Below are 21,172 nucleotides of genomic sequence, written 5' to 3' on the forward strand. Positions count from 1 at the left end.
ACCTTGTGCTACAGACATACCTTTCTATACTTTATTTATCTACTCACCCTTAAGGCTATTGCGCTTTAGAATGACGAATTATTATCGGGGATTATGCTTGGCACTTTGTTGTTGCTCGCTGGTGCCACTGATTTTTTATCTAGTATCAGTTAAGCCTAGTGTGACACAGGAGTTAGCGCGCCATACCGAATATGAATTTGAGTATGTTGACGGTCCAATACAACCTATTCCTCGTCGTCTTAAAACTAATATTGCTTGGGTCAATTTAGGTAAGGCGTTATTTAATAGTCCATTACTGTCCAAGGACAATACCGTATCTTGTGCGTCGTGCCATATGGTTGATTTTGGTGGAGATGACGGGGTTAAAGTATCAACCGGAGTGGATAGCAAGCAAGGTACGCGTAATGCGCCGACCGTATTAAATGCGGTATTTAATTTTCGTCAATTTTGGGATGGTCGGGCTGCTGATTTAGCAGAGCAAGCCGCTGGGCCAATCCACAACCCTATTGAAATGGCGTCTAATTGGCGACAAGTCATTACTAAGTTGCAACAGGATCGTTATTTTTCTCGTACGTTTGCTGAACTAGGGGTTAAGTCAATAACGGAACAACACATTGTTACGGCTATTACCTTTTTTGAAGAGTCGCTAATTACCCCCAATTCAGCCATTGATCGCTATTTGTTAGGCGATCGCACAGCCTTAAATGCGCAGCAGCAACGCGGTTATCAAAAGTTTATTAACTTAGGTTGCGTGACCTGTCATCAAGGCCGCAATATTGGCGGTAATTTTTATCAAAAATTGGGGCGGTTAGAGCAGATCCCTGCAAGTTTACGCCATGATAAAGGTCGGGCATTAGTCACCGGAGAAGCGCAAGATAAGTATGTATTTAAAGTGCCGTCGCTTAGGAATATTACTGATACAGCACCTTATTTTCACGATGGTTCTATAAATACCCTAGAGCAGGCTGTGACAATCATGGCGGCGACCCAACTTGGCAAAACATTGTCAGACCAAGATGTGGATGATTTAGTCGCCTTACTTGCTGCATTTAGTGCCCCGCCTTTAACGGTAAATGATTTGGGGTCTTTGTAATGTACTTACTTAAACGGTATTGGTTAGAAATTATCAGTTTATTGTTATTTACGCTAGCCAGTACTTTTGCGGTACATAATTACGCGAATCTGACTTTGTATCAGCGCAATAGCAATTTGCTGAGTCAATTAGAAGCCACTTTACCCAAACACACGACTGAGATTTTAAATATTAGTTTTAGTGGTACCCATCACTACGATATGTACGCACAACTACAATTGGAAATTGATAATTTACGTCGACAATTGTCTTTACGAAATGGCTTACTCAAAGCGCTTGATCAATACGATAGCACAACGCAGCACTATGTGCAGTTAGTCACTATGTTGAAAACCTCAAGGCGGATTGTCTCTACTGGTGTAACAACACAAGATCTTAATGAGCAAGAACATGCGCAAATTACGCAAATTAGCTTGCTATTGTTGCAATTATTAAATGAACCTAACGCATTGCGTCAACAAAATTTAATTACTCAACTTCAGCAATTAAATGGCCAGTTACGGCAAATCGCAAAGTCGGAAAGCGCTCATGTGATTATTAGTCATTTGCAGTTTATCAATGACAAAATTATGCGTGCACAAGAGTTGAAAGAGCAAATTAGTGGTTCTCAGATCAATAAAATAACCTCAAATAGCCGAACCCAAGCCAATCGTCTTGTTCAGTTAGCACAAAAACAGCAGTTAAGTAGCTACTTTTTAATTGGCTTAAGCTTTATCGGTTTATTTATTGCGACTTTGTTGAACAAGCAGCGCTTGCTTAACAAGAAAACCCAACAATACAAACAGGCCGCGCTGGTGAAAACCCAATTTTTAGCCAACATGTCGCACGAAATTAGAACGCCGATGACAGGAATTATTGGCTTAACTGAGCTTTGCGCTCAAACCAATTTAAACCCTCAGCAACGTGAATATATTGATAAACTGCATTTTTCTGCCACCGCGCTGCTAACCATCATTAATGACATTTTGGATTTTTCTAAGATTGAGTCAGGTAAATTACCGATAGAGCAAGTTAACTTTTATCATCACACACTGATAGATAATATTGCTGCTATGTTGGGCAAAATAGCAGACGAAAAAGGCATTGAACTGATATTTGATATTGCTCCCGACATTCCTGACAACTTGATTGGCGATCCTGTCAGAGTGAATCAAATCCTACTGAATTTGATATCCAATGCCGTTAAATTTACTGAAAAAGGCCATGTTATTTTAAAAGTGCGGGTACAAGAGCGATTGCAGTACCATACAACACTTAAATACCAAGTTATTGATACGGGTATTGGTTTGAGCGAAGCCCAGCAAGCCAAAATATTTGAGCGTTTTAGTCAGGCTGATGAATCGACCACGCGCAAGTACGGTGGCACAGGACTCGGATTGGCGATCAGTCAATTATTGGCGGGACTCATGCAAGGCAACATTAGCGTGCAAAGCACTTTAGGTAAAGGCAGTACTTTCAGTTTAACTCTGCCGTTTCAATTTCAACAAAACGCACCAGAAATTGGCCATGAGCAGGCCCAACCTCAGTCTGTGTTGCAAGGCCAATCACTGTTGATTGTTGAAGATAACAGCATTACTCAGCAAGTAGTCAAGGCAATGGCTGACTCGTTAGGCTTGCAGGTGGTTGTTTGCTCGGACGTTAAACAAGCGTTACAGGCTTGCCAGCAACAAGTATTTAATTTTGCGCTGGTGGATTGGAGCTTACCTGTACATGATGGTTTATATTTCATTGAGCAGGTAAAACAACGTGCCTGCCCACCACAACGTATTGTTATTTGTAGCGCCTACGGTAAAACCTATATTGATCAATATTCAGAGACGACACAGGCGTTTCAATACTTACCTAAGCCAATTACATTTCAGTCTTTAATTAAGGCGTTAACGGACAATAGTCCATCAGAGGTTATAGCGGACGGTTCGCAGCAGAATGCGTCACTTATTGCGCCATCGATTGCAAAGGGCAATAACACTGCAACTCAGGCTATAGTTGATCAGGAAGACGATTGTCAAATAACTCAGCATAAGGTGTTATTAGTTGAAGACAATGAGATCAACCAAACCATTTGTTTAGCCTTGTTGGCTGATTTAAATATTCAAGCTGACTTAGCGGTTAACGGCCAAGAAGCGATTGAAAAATTCCAATCGCATGTTTACCCATTGGTGCTAATGGATATTCAAATGCCGATTATGGATGGCCGCGAAGCAACTAAAATATTGCGCCAAACTTACAGCGAACAACAAGTGAAAATTGTGGCATTGACTGCCAATGTCACTCAAGAGGAAATAGATCATTACCATAGCATTGGTATGGATCATCATTTGTCTAAGCCCTACAACAAAGACCAAATGAAGCAAATTATTACCACTTGTTTAAGCGCTGTTGGTTAAGCTCAAGCGATCAATTACTTGATGGCGTTCTTTAATGCCTTGAGTGTTTGGTTTAGGTCTTTATTTTTTAATCCTGCAATAAACAGTTCGTATTGATTTAGTTTTTCATCATTAATGCTGGTTGGCTCAAAGTTCATATACATTCGCATGACAATTAAATGCCAAACATTGATTGAATCCGATGTGTCTTCTAAGCCGACAATTAACCGGTGAAAGTCAATTAAACTAACTGTCATGTCGTCAAACGCTTGGTTGGCATAATGTTGCTTTATGACGGTTAAAGCGTCTGCTAGCTGTTTGATTTCGGTGGCGCGGATCGTTTTAATATTTGCGCGGATCACTTGCTCTTCAATACTAATGCGCAGCGACGAATACAGTTTACGAGAACTATCATCAAGTGTGTTGGCTACACTGGCTCCACAATTGTCTTTACATTCGACTATCCCTTCTTTATCGAGACGCAAGAGCGCATCACGCACGGGACCACGAGAGACGCCAAATTTTTTGGCTAGTTGATATTCATTAATTTTACTGCCAGGGGCCATAGCGCCGGAGATAATTTCTTCGCGAATAATGGTAGCGATTTGGCTTCTTACAGATGTAATCACGGGTGCATTCATCTAGGTTACCTTGTTACAGTGAATTCATATTTTTTGGCTTTCATAAATACAATGTAAACAGTGCAACAAATTAACACTTAAAATTTAATTTTTATTGTTAACTATTGTTGGTAACTTGATAGCAATGGGTAATTTAGCAGTATTGTGTATTGCAGAAAGAAAAATTGGTGGGTTAATCAGCTGTTATCTGCTGCACAAAATAAAAACGCCAGCAAATTGCTGGCGTTTTTATTAACTAGTTTTTATAACAAATACGGGTTGGTAAATCTAAATGGGTTATTTAGCGCAACCTTTATCACCTTGGGCGAGAGGGGCTAAGCCAACATTGGCAATTTCCATTTCAAGCTTACCTTTGGTGGATAATGAAAATTCTGTGATTTGTGTAAAATCAAAGTCATCTTTGCCAAGACAATTTAGCGGGATAGGCAGGTAAGACCATTTCTTTTTCTTTAAGCGCTTAAGTAAAGGTTTGATAGACATTGAGCCTTTACATTTATGATTCCATTTGCAAATAGCGGTTAATTCTACCGCGTCGCTGGGTGAGCGTAGCATTTTCACTTCAAAAACTAATGCGGCTGCATTTTTAACAGCATCAATATCTAATTTTTTACCGTTGATTTTAAAGGTGGTTGCTGATGTACCGCCCCACTCATTTTGTATTTTCCGGCCGCGCCATTTTAGATGCAGCGCATCGCCATTTTTATTTTTTTTACCCGGTTTAACAATTAAATTGCCTTTTGCGGTTTCCGCTGCTTGGTTTTTAACCTTGATATTATTATTAAGCGGGTTGCCAATGCTCATTTTCCAAGGTTTAACCGCTTTACCGTTATGAATATAACTAGAAACCGAGTCATTACTAAACGCATTAGTATGCGAGCAGGCAATAAGAAGAGAAGAAAGTAGCAATCCTTTGGCTGTTGTTTTAGTCAGTATGTGTTGTTTTATATAAGACATTTGTTTAGCTACCTTTAAATATATTTACGTAATTATTCAATTCGTTGCTTTATGTTTAAAAAGAATAGGTATTGTTAATTTACATTTAAACGTACTTGTCTTGTATAACGCTTTGTTATTGTATGTTTCTTATATAGCAATAAATTTTGATTGTCTTTACATATATTAACCAAAAGGTGGGTTTTTTAGCTCAACTGACACTTTTATATTACTGTTCATTGTTAATATTTGTTATTTTAAATCGAATTAGTCTAAGCGTTTTTTCGGTATTTAACTGAAGGCAAATATCGTCATTTTTAATTAAATGGTGGATATATTGTGTTTAGCCTCCCAATTAGAAGTTTTCGTTTTTACTATGCGAATTATTTTAAGGTTGCAGCGCTATGTTTGATTTTGAAAGTTAAGCCACATTGTGTAGCAGATTAAGAATGTTTGTTTTTGTTGCTGTATAAGTTACGAATTTTATTTGATCTTGCAGGTTAACTGATGGCTATTCCGTAACGCTAGGCACTTCTTCCATTGGCTAGGTTTAACCCGATATGTGTATTTGAGTTGGTTTGTTTTGCGTACCTATCGGCCTAAAGGCACGACCTACAATTTTTGTGGGCGAGCATTTATGCTTGAAGAGCCTGCAAACCTTTCTGCCCTAAGGGATCATTTGAGTATTAACAGGACTGCCATGCTAGCCTTTTTATATCCTTATTCCTTCTTAATGAAACTAGTTGTACGTGTAATAAATTGGAGTATTTATTGCCACAAAGCGGTAATGAATGTCCCTTGCAAGTTTCATGGTTTATTTAAAAACCCCTATTTATTGGTGTTTTTGTTTGGCATAGTATTTGCTGGATTTAAAGGGAATCAAACATATAAGGACGATTTTATGGATATTTCAATTAATGGCGCGGGCGTCATACCACTGACGGCAAATAAGGAAGTACCAACTTCAACCAGTATAGACCCTCAGTTGGTCGATCTATCTAACCATGACGTTCTCAAAGACCGGATTGCATCGGCAGAAGATCGAGAAAATAAGCGAATTGCAGATGCTCAGAAAGCAGCAGAAAGTTGGCATGAACAGCAAGCCTCTCCGCAGCATACTGTGATCGAAAAAAATGGTCAGGTTATTGGCAGTTTTGGTGAAAATGGCTTTAAATTTTTTGCATCGAATGGCGATGGTGTTCGTAATTCTGATGATAGCATTAATGTTGAGGCAACATTGGAGGCGTTAAAAGAGAAGTATGGTGCGAGTTTAGAGATTAAGCAGTATGAGCTAGGCGAAGGGCCGACATGGGCCGAAATCTACGAAAAAACTTATGGGTTTAAGGCAACTCCGCCAAAACTGGATTTAAACTTAATCGCATAACATGCATTATCTTGCTGCTAATTTAGTACTGAGTTCACCATTTATTAACTTTATTGATGGCTTTTACTTTGTCTACCTATCGGCCTAAAGGCGCGACCTACAATTTTTGTGGGCGAGCATTTATGCTTGCAGAGCCTGCAAACCTTTCTGTCCAACGGGATCATGAATACTAACAGGACAGCCATGTTAGCCTTTTTGATTAGGTTTAGCCTTGAGTCGATTTATCTTGCGTACCTATCGCTCAGCACAGATTAAACCAACGCTAGCTGAGGCTTGCTTCTAGCGCTGATTTTTTGCTGCTTATAAGTTTTGTAAGGCAAATTGTTTTAATTTGTCGGCTTCTTGCTTGCGTAGTGTGTGTAATTTGCACTTGAGCTCGTCGTATCTTTTGTCTTTTTCTATTTGTACATAGGCTTGTTTACCACGGCCTTTGGCTTGCATCGTTGCCGAGAAGCCGTAATGGCTTTTAGGCAACTGAAAATCGCCATTAGATTCAATATAAAACTCTGGCAATATCCAGTTAGGATCGACGCTAACCACGTCGTTTCGAGCCATAGCGATACCGTCATATCCGGTGATCTGCGCCTGTTGTTTTACACTTCTTAAAAACACAACCATATCATGTTTGTTGGCTTCGGCTTGTGGCATAGACCAAGAAAAAACTGGGGTTGGTTTGCTAATTTCCTTGTCTAAATAGTCTAAGCGAGTGCTGATCAAGGTTTTTAGCCAAGGCTTTTTATTGTCGGCTGATGTATCGTTAATTAAGTTTTGAATCAATGCCGCTAAAAAGGCTGGGTAACTTTTACCTTTTTCTAAACAAGCTGTTAAAAACTGTTGTCGAGTATCGCTTGATGCGTACCAGTCTGTTTGGCAAAGGTTCACGGCCAGTGGTACAAGCGTTTTTTTAAAGCAGTTGTCATATTGCCAATCATTTTGCTCGCGGCAAATGGCGTTAACACATAGGCTGATTAACTGCGCTTGCATATCGCTGTCAGGATTGTTGGTTGCCAAGGTAGTCGATACTTGGAAAATGGCAAAGCTGTTTAATTGTTCAAGCGTTGGTGTGATAAGTGGTGCAATAGCTTGCCAGCCAAAGCAGGCTATTGAATCTTTGAGTAAGTTTACTATTTCTGCTGCGTGCGATTCACTCGATAGATTGTCTTTAAAACAGTGGCTGACTGTGCGGATTGCGGTTTGGCACAATTCAATATTTTTGGTGAAGATAGCGGCTTGAACTAAATTAGTAAAAATAGCCAGATCTTGCTCACCTAAGTTTCGATGCCAATGGTTGTCGCTCTTCTGCTCGACCAGCCATTGATTGAGTAATTGTTTAAGTGCTAAATCGTAGTGGTTTTGTAACCATGCGTTATTTGCGTGTTGATTTAAGTCTTGTGCCATTAGCCCTATTTTATGCGCCTGTAAAACTTGACTTTGCGTGCCCGCGTGAGTTGGGTAGGCGGGTAAAATAGCGAGTAAGTATCTTGCGTAGGTTGTTTCTTTACTTGGGCCGTAATTGCCCATAAAGCCTTCAATTTCTTCATCGCCTTCGCCCCAGAACATTTCATCTAGCGTATCGATAGTCATTGGCTTGATATCATGGCTGTTTAAGTCATAGATTTTATCGACACTAAAATCACCCATGGGGATTAATTGGCCTTTTGAGTCAAAACAGAGATCGAAGTCGGGATCACTTTCATCAATCTCTTCCCAATTCATATCATCGTCATCATAGCGGTCGCCATAGCCACCATAGCCTTGGCTCGACACTGAATAGGTTAATCGACTAATGATAAAGTCGAGTTTGTGTTCTAGTGGTAGTTGATTATTAACGGCTAATAGGGCTTTGATTAGTGCTCTGTCTTGACCTTTGGCGGCGGCAAAACCTAGTTCAGATAAAGATTGCTCTGTGTATTCGTGTTGTAACAATAATGCGTGTTGTTCATTTTCAAGAGCAGAGAACACTTGCGGCACTAAGCTTTGGGTTTCTGCGAGTAATTCTTGATGCAGGTTTGCGCTTATTTGTCTCTCATCAGCGGGCTGCACAAGATTGTATACCAGAGCTAAGCGAGCGCCTTGCTCGATTTTTTCAACTTGATGATGAACGTCAGCATAATGAGCTGCGTAGTAAATATTAAATTCTGAATCTGCTTGTTGCGTACCAAAATCGAAACAAAACTCTTGGTCGGCAAAGCGGCATATGAGTGCGCCACCTTGATGCCGCGAGGGGAGCTGGACAATTAGCGAGGCAAACATACCTTGCGATTTTTCTGTGTCTTGATGGAACTTAAAGTGCCCGCCTTCTTTATAAACCAGTAGTTTAAACAGCTCGGCTTTAATTTGAAAATCGATGGCCATTTGGTTGGCGATAGTTTCGGTTAATGCTTGTAATGCAGGTTGCCAATTAGGATTTAATAGGTCGATATCTTGAGCTTCAAATTCGATAGAGTTGCGGATTTCACTATCTAATACAGTATCGTAACCTTTACCAAAAGGTGATGGATTACCTTGTTGGCAAAGCCATTCAAGATCTTGTTGCACGACAGGTAAGGAAATTTGCCGACCTTTAACTTTTAAGCCAGGTTGGGTTGGTAATTCCGAACGCCCGCCAATACAAGGGATCAGTTCAGTGTCGGCAAAATGTTGGAGCGATTGCAGAAAATTATTGATATTGGCAGCTGTCATTGTTTACCTATTAATTTATTGTTACTAAGTAAGCTTGTTTATTAATGTTGTGGCAGACGAACAAGAAACTCGTCTATTTTCAATCAAAGAAATGATCAGCTGAAAACTTAACGTTCGCTGAAAAACCAAACCAATGTAGGTCGAAATTTATTTCGACAATAGCAGCGAAGCTGCAAAAAATAGGGTTTTCGGTAGCCACTTTGCCGTAGGTTTTGAGCCTTTGTTGGGTCACCAAAAGTAGGCGCTTTAAGCGAGACTCGACAAAACGATTTTCAACTAATCAAAATTTAATTGAAACAGCACTGGTTTCAGCAAGCATTATACCGCCCTGTTTTGTACTTATCTCAGCACTTATCTCAATATTAGAGAAAGGGCGGCATTAAATGTTTATCGGTTTTTTACTTAACCAGCGCGTTTTTATTGCGTCATTTTTAATAAGAACTACGACGAGATTGATGTAATTTTTTATAGCTATCAATTAAACGTAAATGGCGATCTAACCCTTCCAATTGCATCGAGGTTGGGGTTAAGCCGTAAAATTTAACACTACCGTCGACAGAACCTACTACAGCTTGCATGACTTCTTCAGTGAACATGCGAGTAAAGTTATTGATAAAGTCGTCTAATTCTAGCTCGTCATCCAGTACCACTTCGAGTACGGCATTGACGGCTTGGTAGAATAAGTTGCGTTGGACGGTGTTGTCGTTGTATTGCAAAAATTCCCCAACTAATTCAATAGCTTGTTCTAGCTCGCCTAGGGCAAGGTAAATGAGTATTTTCAGCTCGAGTATGGTTAATTGTCCCCATACCGTGTTTTCATCAAACTCAATGCCGATCAAGGTGATAATGTCGATATAGTTATCAAGTTGGCTTTCTTCTAAGCGCTCGACCAGTGCAACTAATTGCTCATCGGACAGTTTATGAATATTTAAAACGTCTTCGCGGTACAGCAAGGCTTTATTGGTGTTGTCCCAAATTAAATCTTCAACTGGGTAAACTTCGGAATAACCCGGTACAATAATGCGACAGGCGCTGGCTCCGAATTGCTCCATATTGAGTACGTAAGCTTCTTTACCTAAGTCGGCTAAAATAGCAAATAAGGTTGCGCATTCTTGCTCGTTACTGCCTGAAAAATCCCAGTCGACAAATTCATACTCGGCCTTGCTGCTGAAGAAGCGCCATGAAATAACCCCAGTAGAGTCAACAAAGTGCTCAACAAAGTTTTCTGGCTCTGTTACCGCCATGCTGTTAAAGGTTGGTTTGGGCACATCATTCAAGCCTTCAAAACTGCGGCCTTGCAACAATTCGGTTAAGCTGCGCTCAATGGCCACTTCCATACTGGGATGAGCACCGAACGAGGCAAATACGCCACCGGTTTTTGGGTTCATTAAGGTTACGCACATAACAGGGAATTGCCCGCCTAATGAGGCGTCTTTTACCAAGATAGGAAAGCCTTGTTTTTCAAGCCCTTCAATACCGGCTACTATATGAGGATATTGGGCGAGCACGTCTTGCGGTACATCGGGCAACACAATTTCTTGTTCGATAATTTCGCGTTTAACTGCGCGCTCAAAAATCTCTGACAAACATTGTACTTGGGCTTCGTAAATATTATTGCCCGCGCTCATGCCGTTGCTTAAAAACAGATTTTCGATAATGTTGGATGGAATATAAACAGTTTCACCGTCGCTGTGGCGACTGTACGGAATACAACAAATACCGCGCTCGACGTTACCTGAATTAGTATCAATTAAATGCGAACCTTGTAGTTCATCTTCAGGATTAAAAATAGATAAACAGTAGTCGTCTAACATGCCAACTGGCAGTGAGTCGTCAGCGGTTAATGTAAACCATTTTTCATTTGGGTAATGGACAAAGTCGGCATTGGCGATCTCTTGGCCGAAGAATTGATCATTGTAGAAAAAGTTAAAACTGAGGCGTTCAATAAATTCGCCCAAGGCACTGCATAAGGCGCTTTCTTTACTGGCACCTTTACCATTAGTGAAACACATAGGTGAAGCGGCATCACGAATATGTAACGACCAAACATTAGGTACAATGTTACGCCAAGAGGAAACTTCGATTTTCATGCCTAAATCGGCCAATATTTTTGTCATATTGGCGATGGTTTTTTCCAGTGGTAGATCTTTACCCAAAATAAAGGTTTGGTTGTTTTCATCGGCGTCGACCATGATCATGGCTTGCGCGTCTTGCTCTAAACTTTCTACCGCTTCTACAATAAAATCTGGGCCGGCTTGTACCACCTTTTTAACCGTACAGCGGTCGATTGAGCGCAAGATACCTTGGCGATCTTTATCTGAAATGCTGTCTGGTAATTCAACCTGAATTTTGATTTGTTGTTTATATCTGTCTTCTGGATCAACAATGTTGTTTTGCGAAACACGGATGTTGTTGGTCGGAATATCTCGCGCTAAACAATATACTTTAACAAAGTACGCTGCACACATGGCCGAAGATGCTAAAAAATAGTCGAAAGGACCCGGCGCTGAGCCGTCTCCTTTGTAGCGAATGGGTTGATCCGCGATCACCGAAAAGTCGTCAAACTTGGCTTCAAGGCGTAAATTGTCTAAATAATTAACTTTGATTTCCATCAATCGATCCAACTGGCAATAATTTTGCGCGTATTATCCTATGTTTTCGGTTATTTGTGCGGAAAATTTGCAGTTGATTGTACTAAAAAGGTAGTGGTGCTTTTAGAAAGAAATGAATCAGTTCGATTATATAAACAACCTCAGGCTGAGCTTGCTTAAGGCGCTTACTTTAGGTGGCGAATTTTTGTTACTCATTCCTGAGTTACATGTACTTCAATAGGCTAAAAATCGTAAATGATACCTTGGCTTTTAAAAATGAGAAATCCACTTGTTTTAATAAGTATTCGTATAAAAATTTAATTAAATAGCCAGTTCACTTTCCTTCGTTAACCTGCTTTTACAATACTAAATGACACTCTTTGAGCGCGGATATTTACTTTATTACGTCTACTCCCTATAAAACCAAAACCCTATTAAGACACTATATCTAATTTGCGGATTGAATTTATATACATATTTTACGAATACGTATTCATATATATATTTGTAATTTTTTTTGAAAGAATTCCGGTGATTTATATATAAAAAACCAATAATTAAAAAAAGGGAATGTTGTGCGCCAACGAATAGTAGTCACAATTGCTGTCATTGCAGTCGTGTTTTTAATAGGCTCTCAAATTAATTTAAGAGGTAGTGATCCCTTCTTTACACAAGATGACAATACTGTTTCAAAGCCTGAAAATGTAGAACCCCAAAGCTTATCTACCACCACTCAAGAGCCAACGCTAAAAGCCAACATGCTAGTGGAAAACAAGCTAAATAGTGTTTATCAAATTTGGGTTCCGTCGTTTTATGATTCAAATAATGACGGTACGGGTGACTTGAGAGGGGTGATCGAAAAATTCGACTATATTAAAGCCTTGTCTGTTAATACTGTTTTGCTGAGCCCAATATTCGAGTCGCCGTCTTTCCACGGTTATGATCCAACCAATTTTTTCAAAGTTGACGCTGATTTGGGAAATCTTGAGGATTTCAAAAAATTAGTTAGTTTGTTTGAACAGTCTAATATCAAGTTATTACTTGACTTACCATTAAACCACACTTCTGAATATCACCCTTGGTTTAAATCGTCATTGAACAGCGAAGAAGGTTTCAAAGATTTCTACGTTTGGCGAACAGAGCTTCCCACGGGTTATGGATTACCTTGGAGTGAAGAAGAGAACAATTACGCGGTTTGGCATTCTAAGCCCGAAAGAGAAGGTTGGTATTACGGCGTTTTTGGTTATGGTAACCCTGATTTAAACTATGCTAACCCCGCCGTTGTGCAAAAGATTAAGTCAGTATTAAAACACTGGTTAGCGCTAGGGGTAGATGGTTATCGTATCGATGCAGCTAGGTACTTAGCAGAAGAAGGCCCGTATCCATTACAGGCAGACACAAAATTAAACTATGGTATTTTAACTGATCTAGTTACATATAGTAAAACTATCAATCCAGACGTGTTGTTTATTGGCGAAACGTTTACGGATATTGCAAGCTCAATGCCATATTTGAGTGATGGTAACCTAGACGCTATTTTCAACTTTGAATACTTTAACTCTGTACGCAGTATTTATGAAGATGAAGCAATACTCACTTCGTTAGAACAAGGTGAGTTTAATGCCAAACAAGCGTTGTTTGATATTTTCCAAAACATCTCCCCAAAGATTGATACCAATAAAAGCCTGTATATATTTTTAAATAATCATGATATCGGTCGTTTAAGCGAAAAGGCTGAAGTCCAAAAGATACTGGCGACTCTTACCATATTAAGCCCATACGATATGGCGTTATATTATGGCGAAGAGCTTGGCCTGAATCAGTTTAATCAACACGGGGCTATGTATGTTCGTGGGTTAATGCCATGGAATAGCGATTTAGCCAGTTATGGAGGGTTTAATCAAGGGCACCAACCTTGGGTTGACGATAGAAACCGTTTTCCTTGGTTAAATGAGCTAGAACCTTGGGCACAAACACACTTATCAAGTTTAACAGCAACAGTTAGCAGTGCAGAGCATAATGCAGACTCTGTGCTGACTCACTATCAACAGCTATTAAAACTTAAACTTAGCGATTCAGTGTTCTCACACTCCGGCTCATTAGAGCTGTTGCCTTCATCTGATTCAGTATGGTTTGTTAAATATTCAAACTCCCAGGGTGAACGTTGGATCATTCAAAATTTAAACCCTTCGTCGCCACAGAAACTGATTCTACCGAACGAGCTTCAAGTCGAAAGCTTTGATGTTGTTAGTCAAGTGTACTTAGACAATATAGCTGAATTAGAGCTGGCAGCAGCACAAACGTTAATACTCTCAACTTCACCCAACTATAAGTAATCAATAATAATGAACATGGATAATATTCAGCGCTTTTCAAAAGTGCTATGCATTTTTGCGTTTTCAATTTTAGTTTTAGCTAGTCATAAAGCGATGGCATATATCTCTGGCCCCAAGGTTGTGAACGTGCCGTTTTTTACACTGACATGGACAAACAACAGCACACCATGTTCAGGTGGTCTGCACTACAGAGTTTACGAGTATTACAATGGCTCTTATACACGGACTATTAACGCTTATTCAAAAAGCCATAACATTAACGCTTTTCAAAACGGTGAATATAAATACGCCTTGTATTACGCTAGCTGTAGTTGGAGTGGAGAAAGTTGGTTTTATGGCGGCTCTACTACTGTGCTAATGGAAATGTCAAAAAGCTCTACCAATCGTTATGGTGAGTCCGTTGATATTAAAGATTTAGACCAAAAAGAAAAAAGCTTTAAAGTCGTTTGGGGGCTAGATCCAGAAGACAACATTACCAGTATTCAAGTCGCCCAAGAGTTCAATGGAACGCTAAGTAGTTGGACATCATACTCCAACACCACAACTTCAATTTCTAAATCTAACATGGCCAATGGTGTATATCGTTACCATGTTAAAACATATGGTACAGGCGGTTATAATACGCGAATATCAGCTTCTGTTCGAATTTCAGATGTAGATACATTTACCAGTGTTAATGAAGGCGCAGCCTCTGTAAGTAATGATAATGTTGCAGTTACCGCCGGTAAATTTAGAGTCAACGAATCGGGGGCGGCAACTTATAGTGTGCCTATTCAGCTTCCTGAAGGTACAGCAGGTGTTAAGCCTAGCGTTTCTCTCAATTATTCCAGCCAAGGTGGTAATGGTCAATTAGGCATAGGTTGGAGCCTAGCTGCTGGTGGCGCCATTACGCGTTGCCCAAAAAATATCGCTTTAGACGGTGAATTAGGCGCTATTACTTATACAGACGAAGATAGGTTCTGTTTGGGTGGCGTTCGTCTTGTTGCCAACTCCGGCTCATATGGAGGAAACGGCACTAAATACCATAAACGAATCGATGATTTTTCCGAAATCCAGTCATTTGGTTCTGCTTCTGTATCCGGTCCGATGTCTTTTGAAGTAAAAACTAAATCCGGTGATACCTATTATTATGGCAATACAAAAGATAGCTTTGTTGAGCCTCATGACGCCGCAACAGAAAACGATGTTGCGAAATTTTGGGCACTTAGCCGTATAGAAGATGTTAAAGGCAACACAATTGACTTCTTTTACTCTGAAGTAGAGGAAGACGGTAAACATCAATTAGATCGAATTGAGTATGGTGGTAATTCAACTCAAGGTACAAGTCATTACAACAAAATTCAGTTCCATTACACCGAGAATCCTAAGCCTAGCGCTGGCTATTATGCTGGCTCTAAATTTAGAACTGATGAACTTTTGGATGCTATCGAAGTCACCATCAACGAGGATAGCTTTAGGTATTACCAACTAAACTATTTTACATCGGATGTTATTGAAGAAAATAACCACCTGTTAGAAATTCATGAGTGTATTAGTTATTTAAAAACCAACTGCTTATCACCACTTTCATTTAGCTGGAATAGAGCTGTACCTAAAGGCACGATCACAAATTTTGTTCCGTACTATGATCCAATCATTGGTGCTTACGTCACTGTGCCCGATAGTGACTTATATAATTTTATACCTTTTAAGTCATCTGTATTGCTAAATGCAGTAGTCCCTGCCGCCGCATTGCCTACTGCAAAGGTAATTGATATGAATGGCGATGGTCATGTTGATATTGTATATGCTAACGATGGTTGGAGAATCAATTACGGACCTAACTTTAATACCTCAGGTACCGTGATATCTACAATGGGGAGTTATGGCTCGGATCCGGAAAATGCAAAAGTTATCGACTACAACGGAGATGGGAAACTAGATTTACTGGTTGCGAACGATTCAGACTCTAATTGGTACGTAATGTATTACGAACCATACACGATAGAAAATGGTGAATGTGTAGCCTCAGATGGGGTTCGTTGTTATGCCTATAGAGATGTAACGGTTTCATTTAAAATCGAAAATTTAGGTGTACAGGCAGTTGGTTTTGACGATTCAACTCGAATAATGGATGTTGATGGCGATGGCCTACAAGACATTGTTTTCGTGGAAGGGAATTATTTAAAAGCCTATTTTAATGAATACTTTAAAGGTGGTAAGTTCTCAGTTGCAACCACAATTCAATCATTCTCTAGCTCTCCGTCATTATCATATGGTCAGACGAAACATACTGCCGAGATGGATAACGCAGCGTCAATTGACTTTAATGGCGATGGTGCATCAGACCTGTTAACTAATGTAATCACGAACAATACTGGGTGTATTGTTAATAATAGTGTTGTAGATACCGATTATGGTACTTGTATTTATGGTCTAAGAGGACAGTGGACAGAAAACACAACACATGATTGGCAAGTATTTTTAAGTGAGCGTTCAAACGGCACTGCGACATTAGTTCACCACCAGAGCCTAGGGAATTTAGGTAATAGCGTACGAGTTGCAGATGTTAATGGTGATGGATTAACTGATATTGTTTACCACTCTGGCACTACATGGTATTACCGCCTTTCAACGGGTAAAAGCTATAGTGCCGCACGCGAATTTTCTTTTGATGTTACTAACATCAATGCCGATAGTACTTATTTTATTGATTTAAATGGAGATGGTCGCTCTGATGTGTTGGTTCCAGCAGGGAATAACTGGGAAGTGTACTTATCTAGGCCAACATCAGTCCATGATTTAGTTTATTACTCTAAGCGTGCAGTTATTAGTCGCCCGCAAAATGCGATGATCCAGTTTGCTGATGTTAATAGTGATGGGTACATAGACTTGTTATCCAGTACAGGTAGTAATTGGACGGTCAAATATAATTATCAACAACACTTTTTCAATAATGTGATCACTGAGTTTGATAACGGTTGGGGAGTTACCACAAACGTTACCTATGACAACTTGTTGAACAACGATGTTTACGTATCTAAGTCAGCGTCAGATGATAAGGTTATATCGCCAGTGTCGCCTATGGTGGTGGTAAAAAGAGTCGAGAGTGATATTACAGAATCAAACAGCTTGGCTATTTCATATGAGTACGGCGGCTTGAAGTTCCATCGCACAGGGTTTGGTAATCTTGGTTTTGAGATGTTAGCAACCATTGATGAACAAACAGGTATTAAGACAGTCACTCAATATTACCAAGATGCTGAGAATGGTATCAAAACAGGACTTCCTGTCAGTACTCAACAAGTTTATACAGATGGCAATATAGTACTAAGCGAGTCGATCAACGATATTCAGACGATGACAACCAGCCAAGGCGGCTATTTTCCTTATATTGATAGTTCAACGGAAACGAGTTATCAACTGACATCAAACTTAACCCAAGCGTTTATAAATAAAACTATCAGTGGGTTTGTTTATGACGAGTGGGGAAATGTTAAAAATAGTGCAGTCTCTGTATACGACAGCTTAGATATTCTTCAGCACCAAACGACTAATACGAATGTTTATAACGGTGCTGGTGGAGGCAGTAAAAAAGGCCGCTTGTCTACCGCAACAGTGACTAAAACGTGTTATGCGGACACTTGTGATTCTAACTCATCAATGAGTAAATCAAGTTCATTCACTTATTACCCTGATGATGGCTTACTGGAATCATCGACGATTGATAACCTAACAACCACCTATGTCTACGATGACTTTGGTAACAAAACCAGTGTATCTAAATCTGGTAAACTTAATCGCGATGATAACGATCCAACAACGATAGTTAGTTCAACTACGTATAGTGACAATGGACGATTTATTATTAGCACGTCGGCAAGCAATTTAACGACTCTTATTGGTTATAACGATACAACTGCGCCTGACTACATTGGTCGTGTAACCAAGCAAACAGTAACCTTACCAAATGATGAGGTCACAACAAGTTATAGCGATGCTTGGGGTGTTGTATACGCGAGCAAGTCAGTCGCAGCGCCTTATAAGTACTCTCGAATAAAGTATTGCGCTAATTTTGGTTGTACCGCATCGAATGCTTATTATGTTGCGTATGAGCAACAAGAAGGGCAGCCAGAATCATTTATTGAGTTTGATAAATTTGGGCGTCAAATACTGACTAAAACCCGTCACTTCAACGGCAACTGGTTATATCAACGAAAACAGTACAATGAACAAGGCCGTATATGGAAAGATTACATACCATCGTTTAGTAGCAGCTATCCTTCATATTTTACAGAGTATTTTTACGACGAATTAGGGCGTAATAATAAAGTCATCCAAGCTAATGGCAATTTTCAACAAAGCTATTATTTAGGCCTTACCACGGAAACGGAAGACTATTTTGGCAATATTACTACCCAATACAATAACGTATTAGGTCAAATCCAAAAGGTTGTTGATGCTCTCGATGGTGAATTGGAGTACCAATACAACGCCTACGATAATTTAGTTAAAGTGACTAAACGTAGCGATAATGAAGAATACGTTCAGGTTACTAACCAATATAACGCCCAAGGCCGAAAAGAATCTATGGACGATTTAGATAAAGGCAAATGGAGTTATGAATACAATGATTTTGGCGAAATTGTTTACCAAAAAGACGCTATCGGAAATGAAACTTTCACTGAGTATGATGAATTCGCTAGAAAAAGGCGTGTGGCTAGTGACAACAGTACCCAATGTTGGATTTATGGAGCAAGTAGCCATAACAACTATGGTAAAGGACGTTTAATAGAAACCCGTAACTACGAAAGTAACCTTGATTGTGAGGCTAGTAATCCTAAACAATTAACTCAGTTAAGTTACGACAGTAAAGGGCGTAACTATCATTCAAAAGTTACTTATACAGGTGTATTAGGGGCATTGGATGGTTCTTATCATACTTATACTAGTTATGACGACTATGGAAGAGCCTATAAAACGGCTTATCCAATGTTGGGTTTAACAATAGAGAAAACGTTTAATCAATATGGCTATATGCAATCTATCGTTAATGCTGATACAGGGCGAGAATATCAAAAAATTGTAGATGTCGATGAGTTTGGTAATACCCGTGAAGTGGAATATGCCAATAATACTTCGGTTTACAACCAATCTAGCGCAAGTGATGGTTCAATATGGCGCAGTACCGTCTATAGCCCAGTCGGGACTAAAGTTCATCAGTTGTGGTATGGCTATAAAAAAGATGGTTCGTTAGCGAGTCGTGAATTTGACTTCTCTAATCGATTTAGAGATTACAAAGAATACTATGATTATGATGCACTTCGTCGATTAGAAGAGCGCCGCGTAACAGTAGACTTTGGCGGCACGGCAACGGAAAACTACGTATATAACGGCTTTGGTGATTTTATTACAAAGGCAGGTAAAGCCTTCCAATTTGAAGATGAAAACCGCAACCGACCTAGCGGGTTTGACGGTCAAAGTTTTGCCTATAACTTAAATGGTGATTTGGAGTACGCCAACGGCAACCAAATTGCTTACCATAGTTTCAATAAACCATCGATGTTGACTAAGGATGATTCAAACTGGACTCGATTTAGTTATGGTATGGGGCATTCAAGATACTATCGTAATGATTTAAGAAATCAGAAAAATACCCATACGTTGTACCTAGGTGGTTCAGAGAAGGTATATACGGTCAGTAACGGCAAGCATAACTTTGAGTATAAATTCTACGTTGGTGATGTAGTAATTCGCGAAACAGTCAATCAGTCAAAAGCGACCGAAAGTTATCTGCATAAAGATCATTTAGGTAGTCCAGTTAGCATTACTGATGAAGATGGCATCATTGTTCAACGGTCTATTTATGACCCATGGGGTAAATCGACATCAATTACTGATTCGTACTCTGGCTTGAATCTACATGACAGTGTCACTTTTACCGGACATGAAACAGTCTCTGGCATAGATATTATTCATATGAACGGTCGGATCTACGATCCAACTATCGGGCGCTTCTTGCAAGCAGACCCACATATTCAGGCACCAAGTAATAGTCAAAACTATAATCGTTATAGTTATGTGCTGAATAACCCGATGAGTTATACCGATCCGAGTGGGTATTTCTTTAAAAAGCTGCTGAAAGGTGTTCAAGAGATAACTGGTACGGGGCATATACTTCGAGCGTTAGCGGGTAATAAATACCTCAACATGATTGCGCAAGTTGGCCTTGCTGTGGCTTGTGGTCCAGCAGCTCCAGCGTGTATGGCTGCTTATAGCGGAGCACAGACTTTTGCTGTAACAGGTAGTTTAAATGCAAGTATTAAGTCAGCTGGTATCGCCTATGCAACAGGGAAAGCATTCCAACAAATAGGTGAGTATTTCAATGAGCTAGGAGGTGATAACCTAAGGTCTGCAATTGCAGGCTCGACAGAGAAAACATACAGTTTTGGTGGGAATTTACTTACCCCTGAACAAATAGCAGGACAAATATCGGCACATGCAATAGTCGGTGGAATAGCAGCAGAGTTACAGGGTGGTAAATTTGGACATGGTTTCTTTAGTGCGGGTGTTACTAAAGGTGCAGGTGGCGTTTATTTACCAGGGGGTAGTAACTTATCTACGGGTGAAATTGCTTACGGAACCGTTGTGTCAGCTGTAATTGGTGGTACAGCATCGGTAATATCAGGCGGGAAATTTGCCAATGGTGCGCAAACAGCAGCATTTCAGTATTTGTTGAATCAGGCGGGGGAAAGCCTGAAAATTGGGAAAGCCACTCCTGAAGAAGCAAAAATACTTAAATTGGTTAGAGGGCTAGCGCAAAATGCGGCTGATGAATATGATATGGCTTGTGGAGCTAGTGATTCGTGGACGTGCGGACTACCATGGATTAGAGGTACTGGCATTCACAAGATCTTTGCTGATAAAATTGATCAATTAGGGACTGATTTTTCTTCCGAGGTATCTTATTTAAATGGTGTTCAGGTTCCTTATGGGACAAAAAATTCAGTTAGGGCAGATGCTGTTTTTGGCTCTATAGCCTCTCCTAAATTAGTATTTGAGTTAAAAACTGGTTTTAAGAGTTGGCTTGGAAGAAGGGAAGCAGCTAATTATGTAGAGAATTTACCCAGCAACGATTGGCGGTTAGTAGTAACAAAAGTAAACTAA

Annotated in this window: 9 protein-coding genes; 5 read left to right on the forward strand and 4 right to left on the reverse strand. The window is 39.8% G+C overall.

Translation table 11 applies throughout. The features are described from left to right. The first annotated feature begins 160 nt into the window (after positions 1-160). Together C2869_RS05390 and C2869_RS05395 are read left to right on the forward strand one after the other, a co-directional pair. Entirely contained in the window at positions 161-1,093 is a 933-nt protein-coding gene (locus C2869_RS05390) for a cytochrome-c peroxidase (RefSeq protein ID WP_228710771.1), read from the forward strand. Beyond that, entirely contained in the window at positions 1,093-3,480 is a 2,388-nt protein-coding gene (locus C2869_RS05395) for a hybrid sensor histidine kinase/response regulator (protein ID WP_108601984.1), read from the forward strand. The genes C2869_RS05390 and C2869_RS05395 overlap by 1 nt, the downstream gene beginning before the upstream one ends. Positions 3,481-3,494: 14 nt before the next feature. On the opposite strand, the gene C2869_RS05400 is transcribed toward C2869_RS05395, so the two are convergent. Both C2869_RS05400 and C2869_RS05405 read right to left on the reverse strand, forming a co-directional pair. Then, on the reverse strand, positions 3,495-4,100 hold the full coding sequence (locus C2869_RS05400) for a GntR family transcriptional regulator (protein ID WP_108601985.1): 606 nt from the start codon (positions 4,098-4,100) through the stop codon (positions 3,495-3,497). A 276-nt stretch (positions 4,101-4,376) separates the two neighbouring features. Then, on the reverse strand, positions 4,377-5,054 hold the full coding sequence (locus C2869_RS05405) for a putative glycoside hydrolase (RefSeq protein ID WP_108601986.1): 678 nt from the start codon (positions 5,052-5,054) through the stop codon (positions 4,377-4,379). Between the two features lie 616 nt (positions 5,055-5,670). Here C2869_RS05405 and C2869_RS05410 point away from each other — a divergent pair. Further along, positions 5,671-6,417, forward strand: a complete 747-nt coding sequence (locus tag C2869_RS05410) for a YbaB/EbfC family nucleoid-associated protein (protein WP_159084051.1) — start codon at positions 5,671-5,673, stop codon at positions 6,415-6,417. A 300-nt stretch (positions 6,418-6,717) separates the two neighbouring features. Here the strand turns inward: C2869_RS05410 and C2869_RS05415 are convergent, their stop codons facing one another. Continuing rightward, complete coding sequence (locus tag C2869_RS05415) at positions 6,718-9,099, reverse strand: 2OG-Fe(II) oxygenase (protein WP_108601988.1); 2,382 nt, start codon at positions 9,097-9,099, stop codon at positions 6,718-6,720. Positions 9,100-9,530: 431 nt separating this feature from the next. After that, positions 9,531-11,711, reverse strand: coding sequence for an OsmC domain/YcaO domain-containing protein (locus C2869_RS05420; RefSeq protein ID WP_108601989.1), 2,181 nt, complete (start codon positions 11,709-11,711; stop codon positions 9,531-9,533). Between the two features lie 554 nt (positions 11,712-12,265). On the opposite strand from C2869_RS05420, the gene C2869_RS05425 reads away from it, so the two are divergent. Further along, positions 12,266-14,026 carry an alpha-amylase family glycosyl hydrolase gene (locus tag C2869_RS05425; protein WP_108601990.1) on the forward strand — a complete coding sequence of 587 codons (1,761 nt, stop codon included), beginning with the start codon at positions 12,266-12,268 and terminating at the stop codon, positions 14,024-14,026. Positions 14,027-14,152: 126 nt separating this feature from the next. Beyond that, the gene (locus tag C2869_RS05430) at positions 14,153-21,172 is read left to right on the forward strand and encodes an FG-GAP-like repeat-containing protein (protein ID WP_159084052.1); all 7,020 of its coding nucleotides are present in this window, start codon (positions 14,153-14,155) and stop codon (positions 21,170-21,172) included.

Source organism: Saccharobesus litoralis, assembly GCF_003063625.1.
Classification (GTDB): Bacteria; Pseudomonadota; Gammaproteobacteria; order Enterobacterales; family Alteromonadaceae; genus Saccharobesus; species Saccharobesus litoralis.

Bases quoted from the DNA above. Each gene is read 5' to 3' on its own strand.
- C2869_RS05415 (WP_108601988.1), bottom strand. From the start codon at position 9,099: ATGACAGCTGCCAATATCAATAATTTTCTGCAATCGCTCCAACATTTT.
- C2869_RS05405 (WP_108601986.1), bottom strand. From the start codon at position 5,054: ATGTCTTATATAAAACAACACATACTGACTAAAACAACAGCCAAAGGA.
- C2869_RS05410 (WP_159084051.1), top strand. From the start codon at position 5,671: ATGCTTGAAGAGCCTGCAAACCTTTCTGCCCTAAGGGATCATTTGAGT.
- C2869_RS05420 (WP_108601989.1), bottom strand. From the start codon at position 11,711: ATGGAAATCAAAGTTAATTATTTAGACAATTTACGCCTTGAAGCCAAG.
- C2869_RS05400 (WP_108601985.1), bottom strand. From the start codon at position 4,100: ATGAATGCACCCGTGATTACATCTGTAAGAAGCCAAATCGCTACCATT.
- C2869_RS05395 (WP_108601984.1), top strand. From the start codon at position 1,093: ATGTACTTACTTAAACGGTATTGGTTAGAAATTATCAGTTTATTGTTA.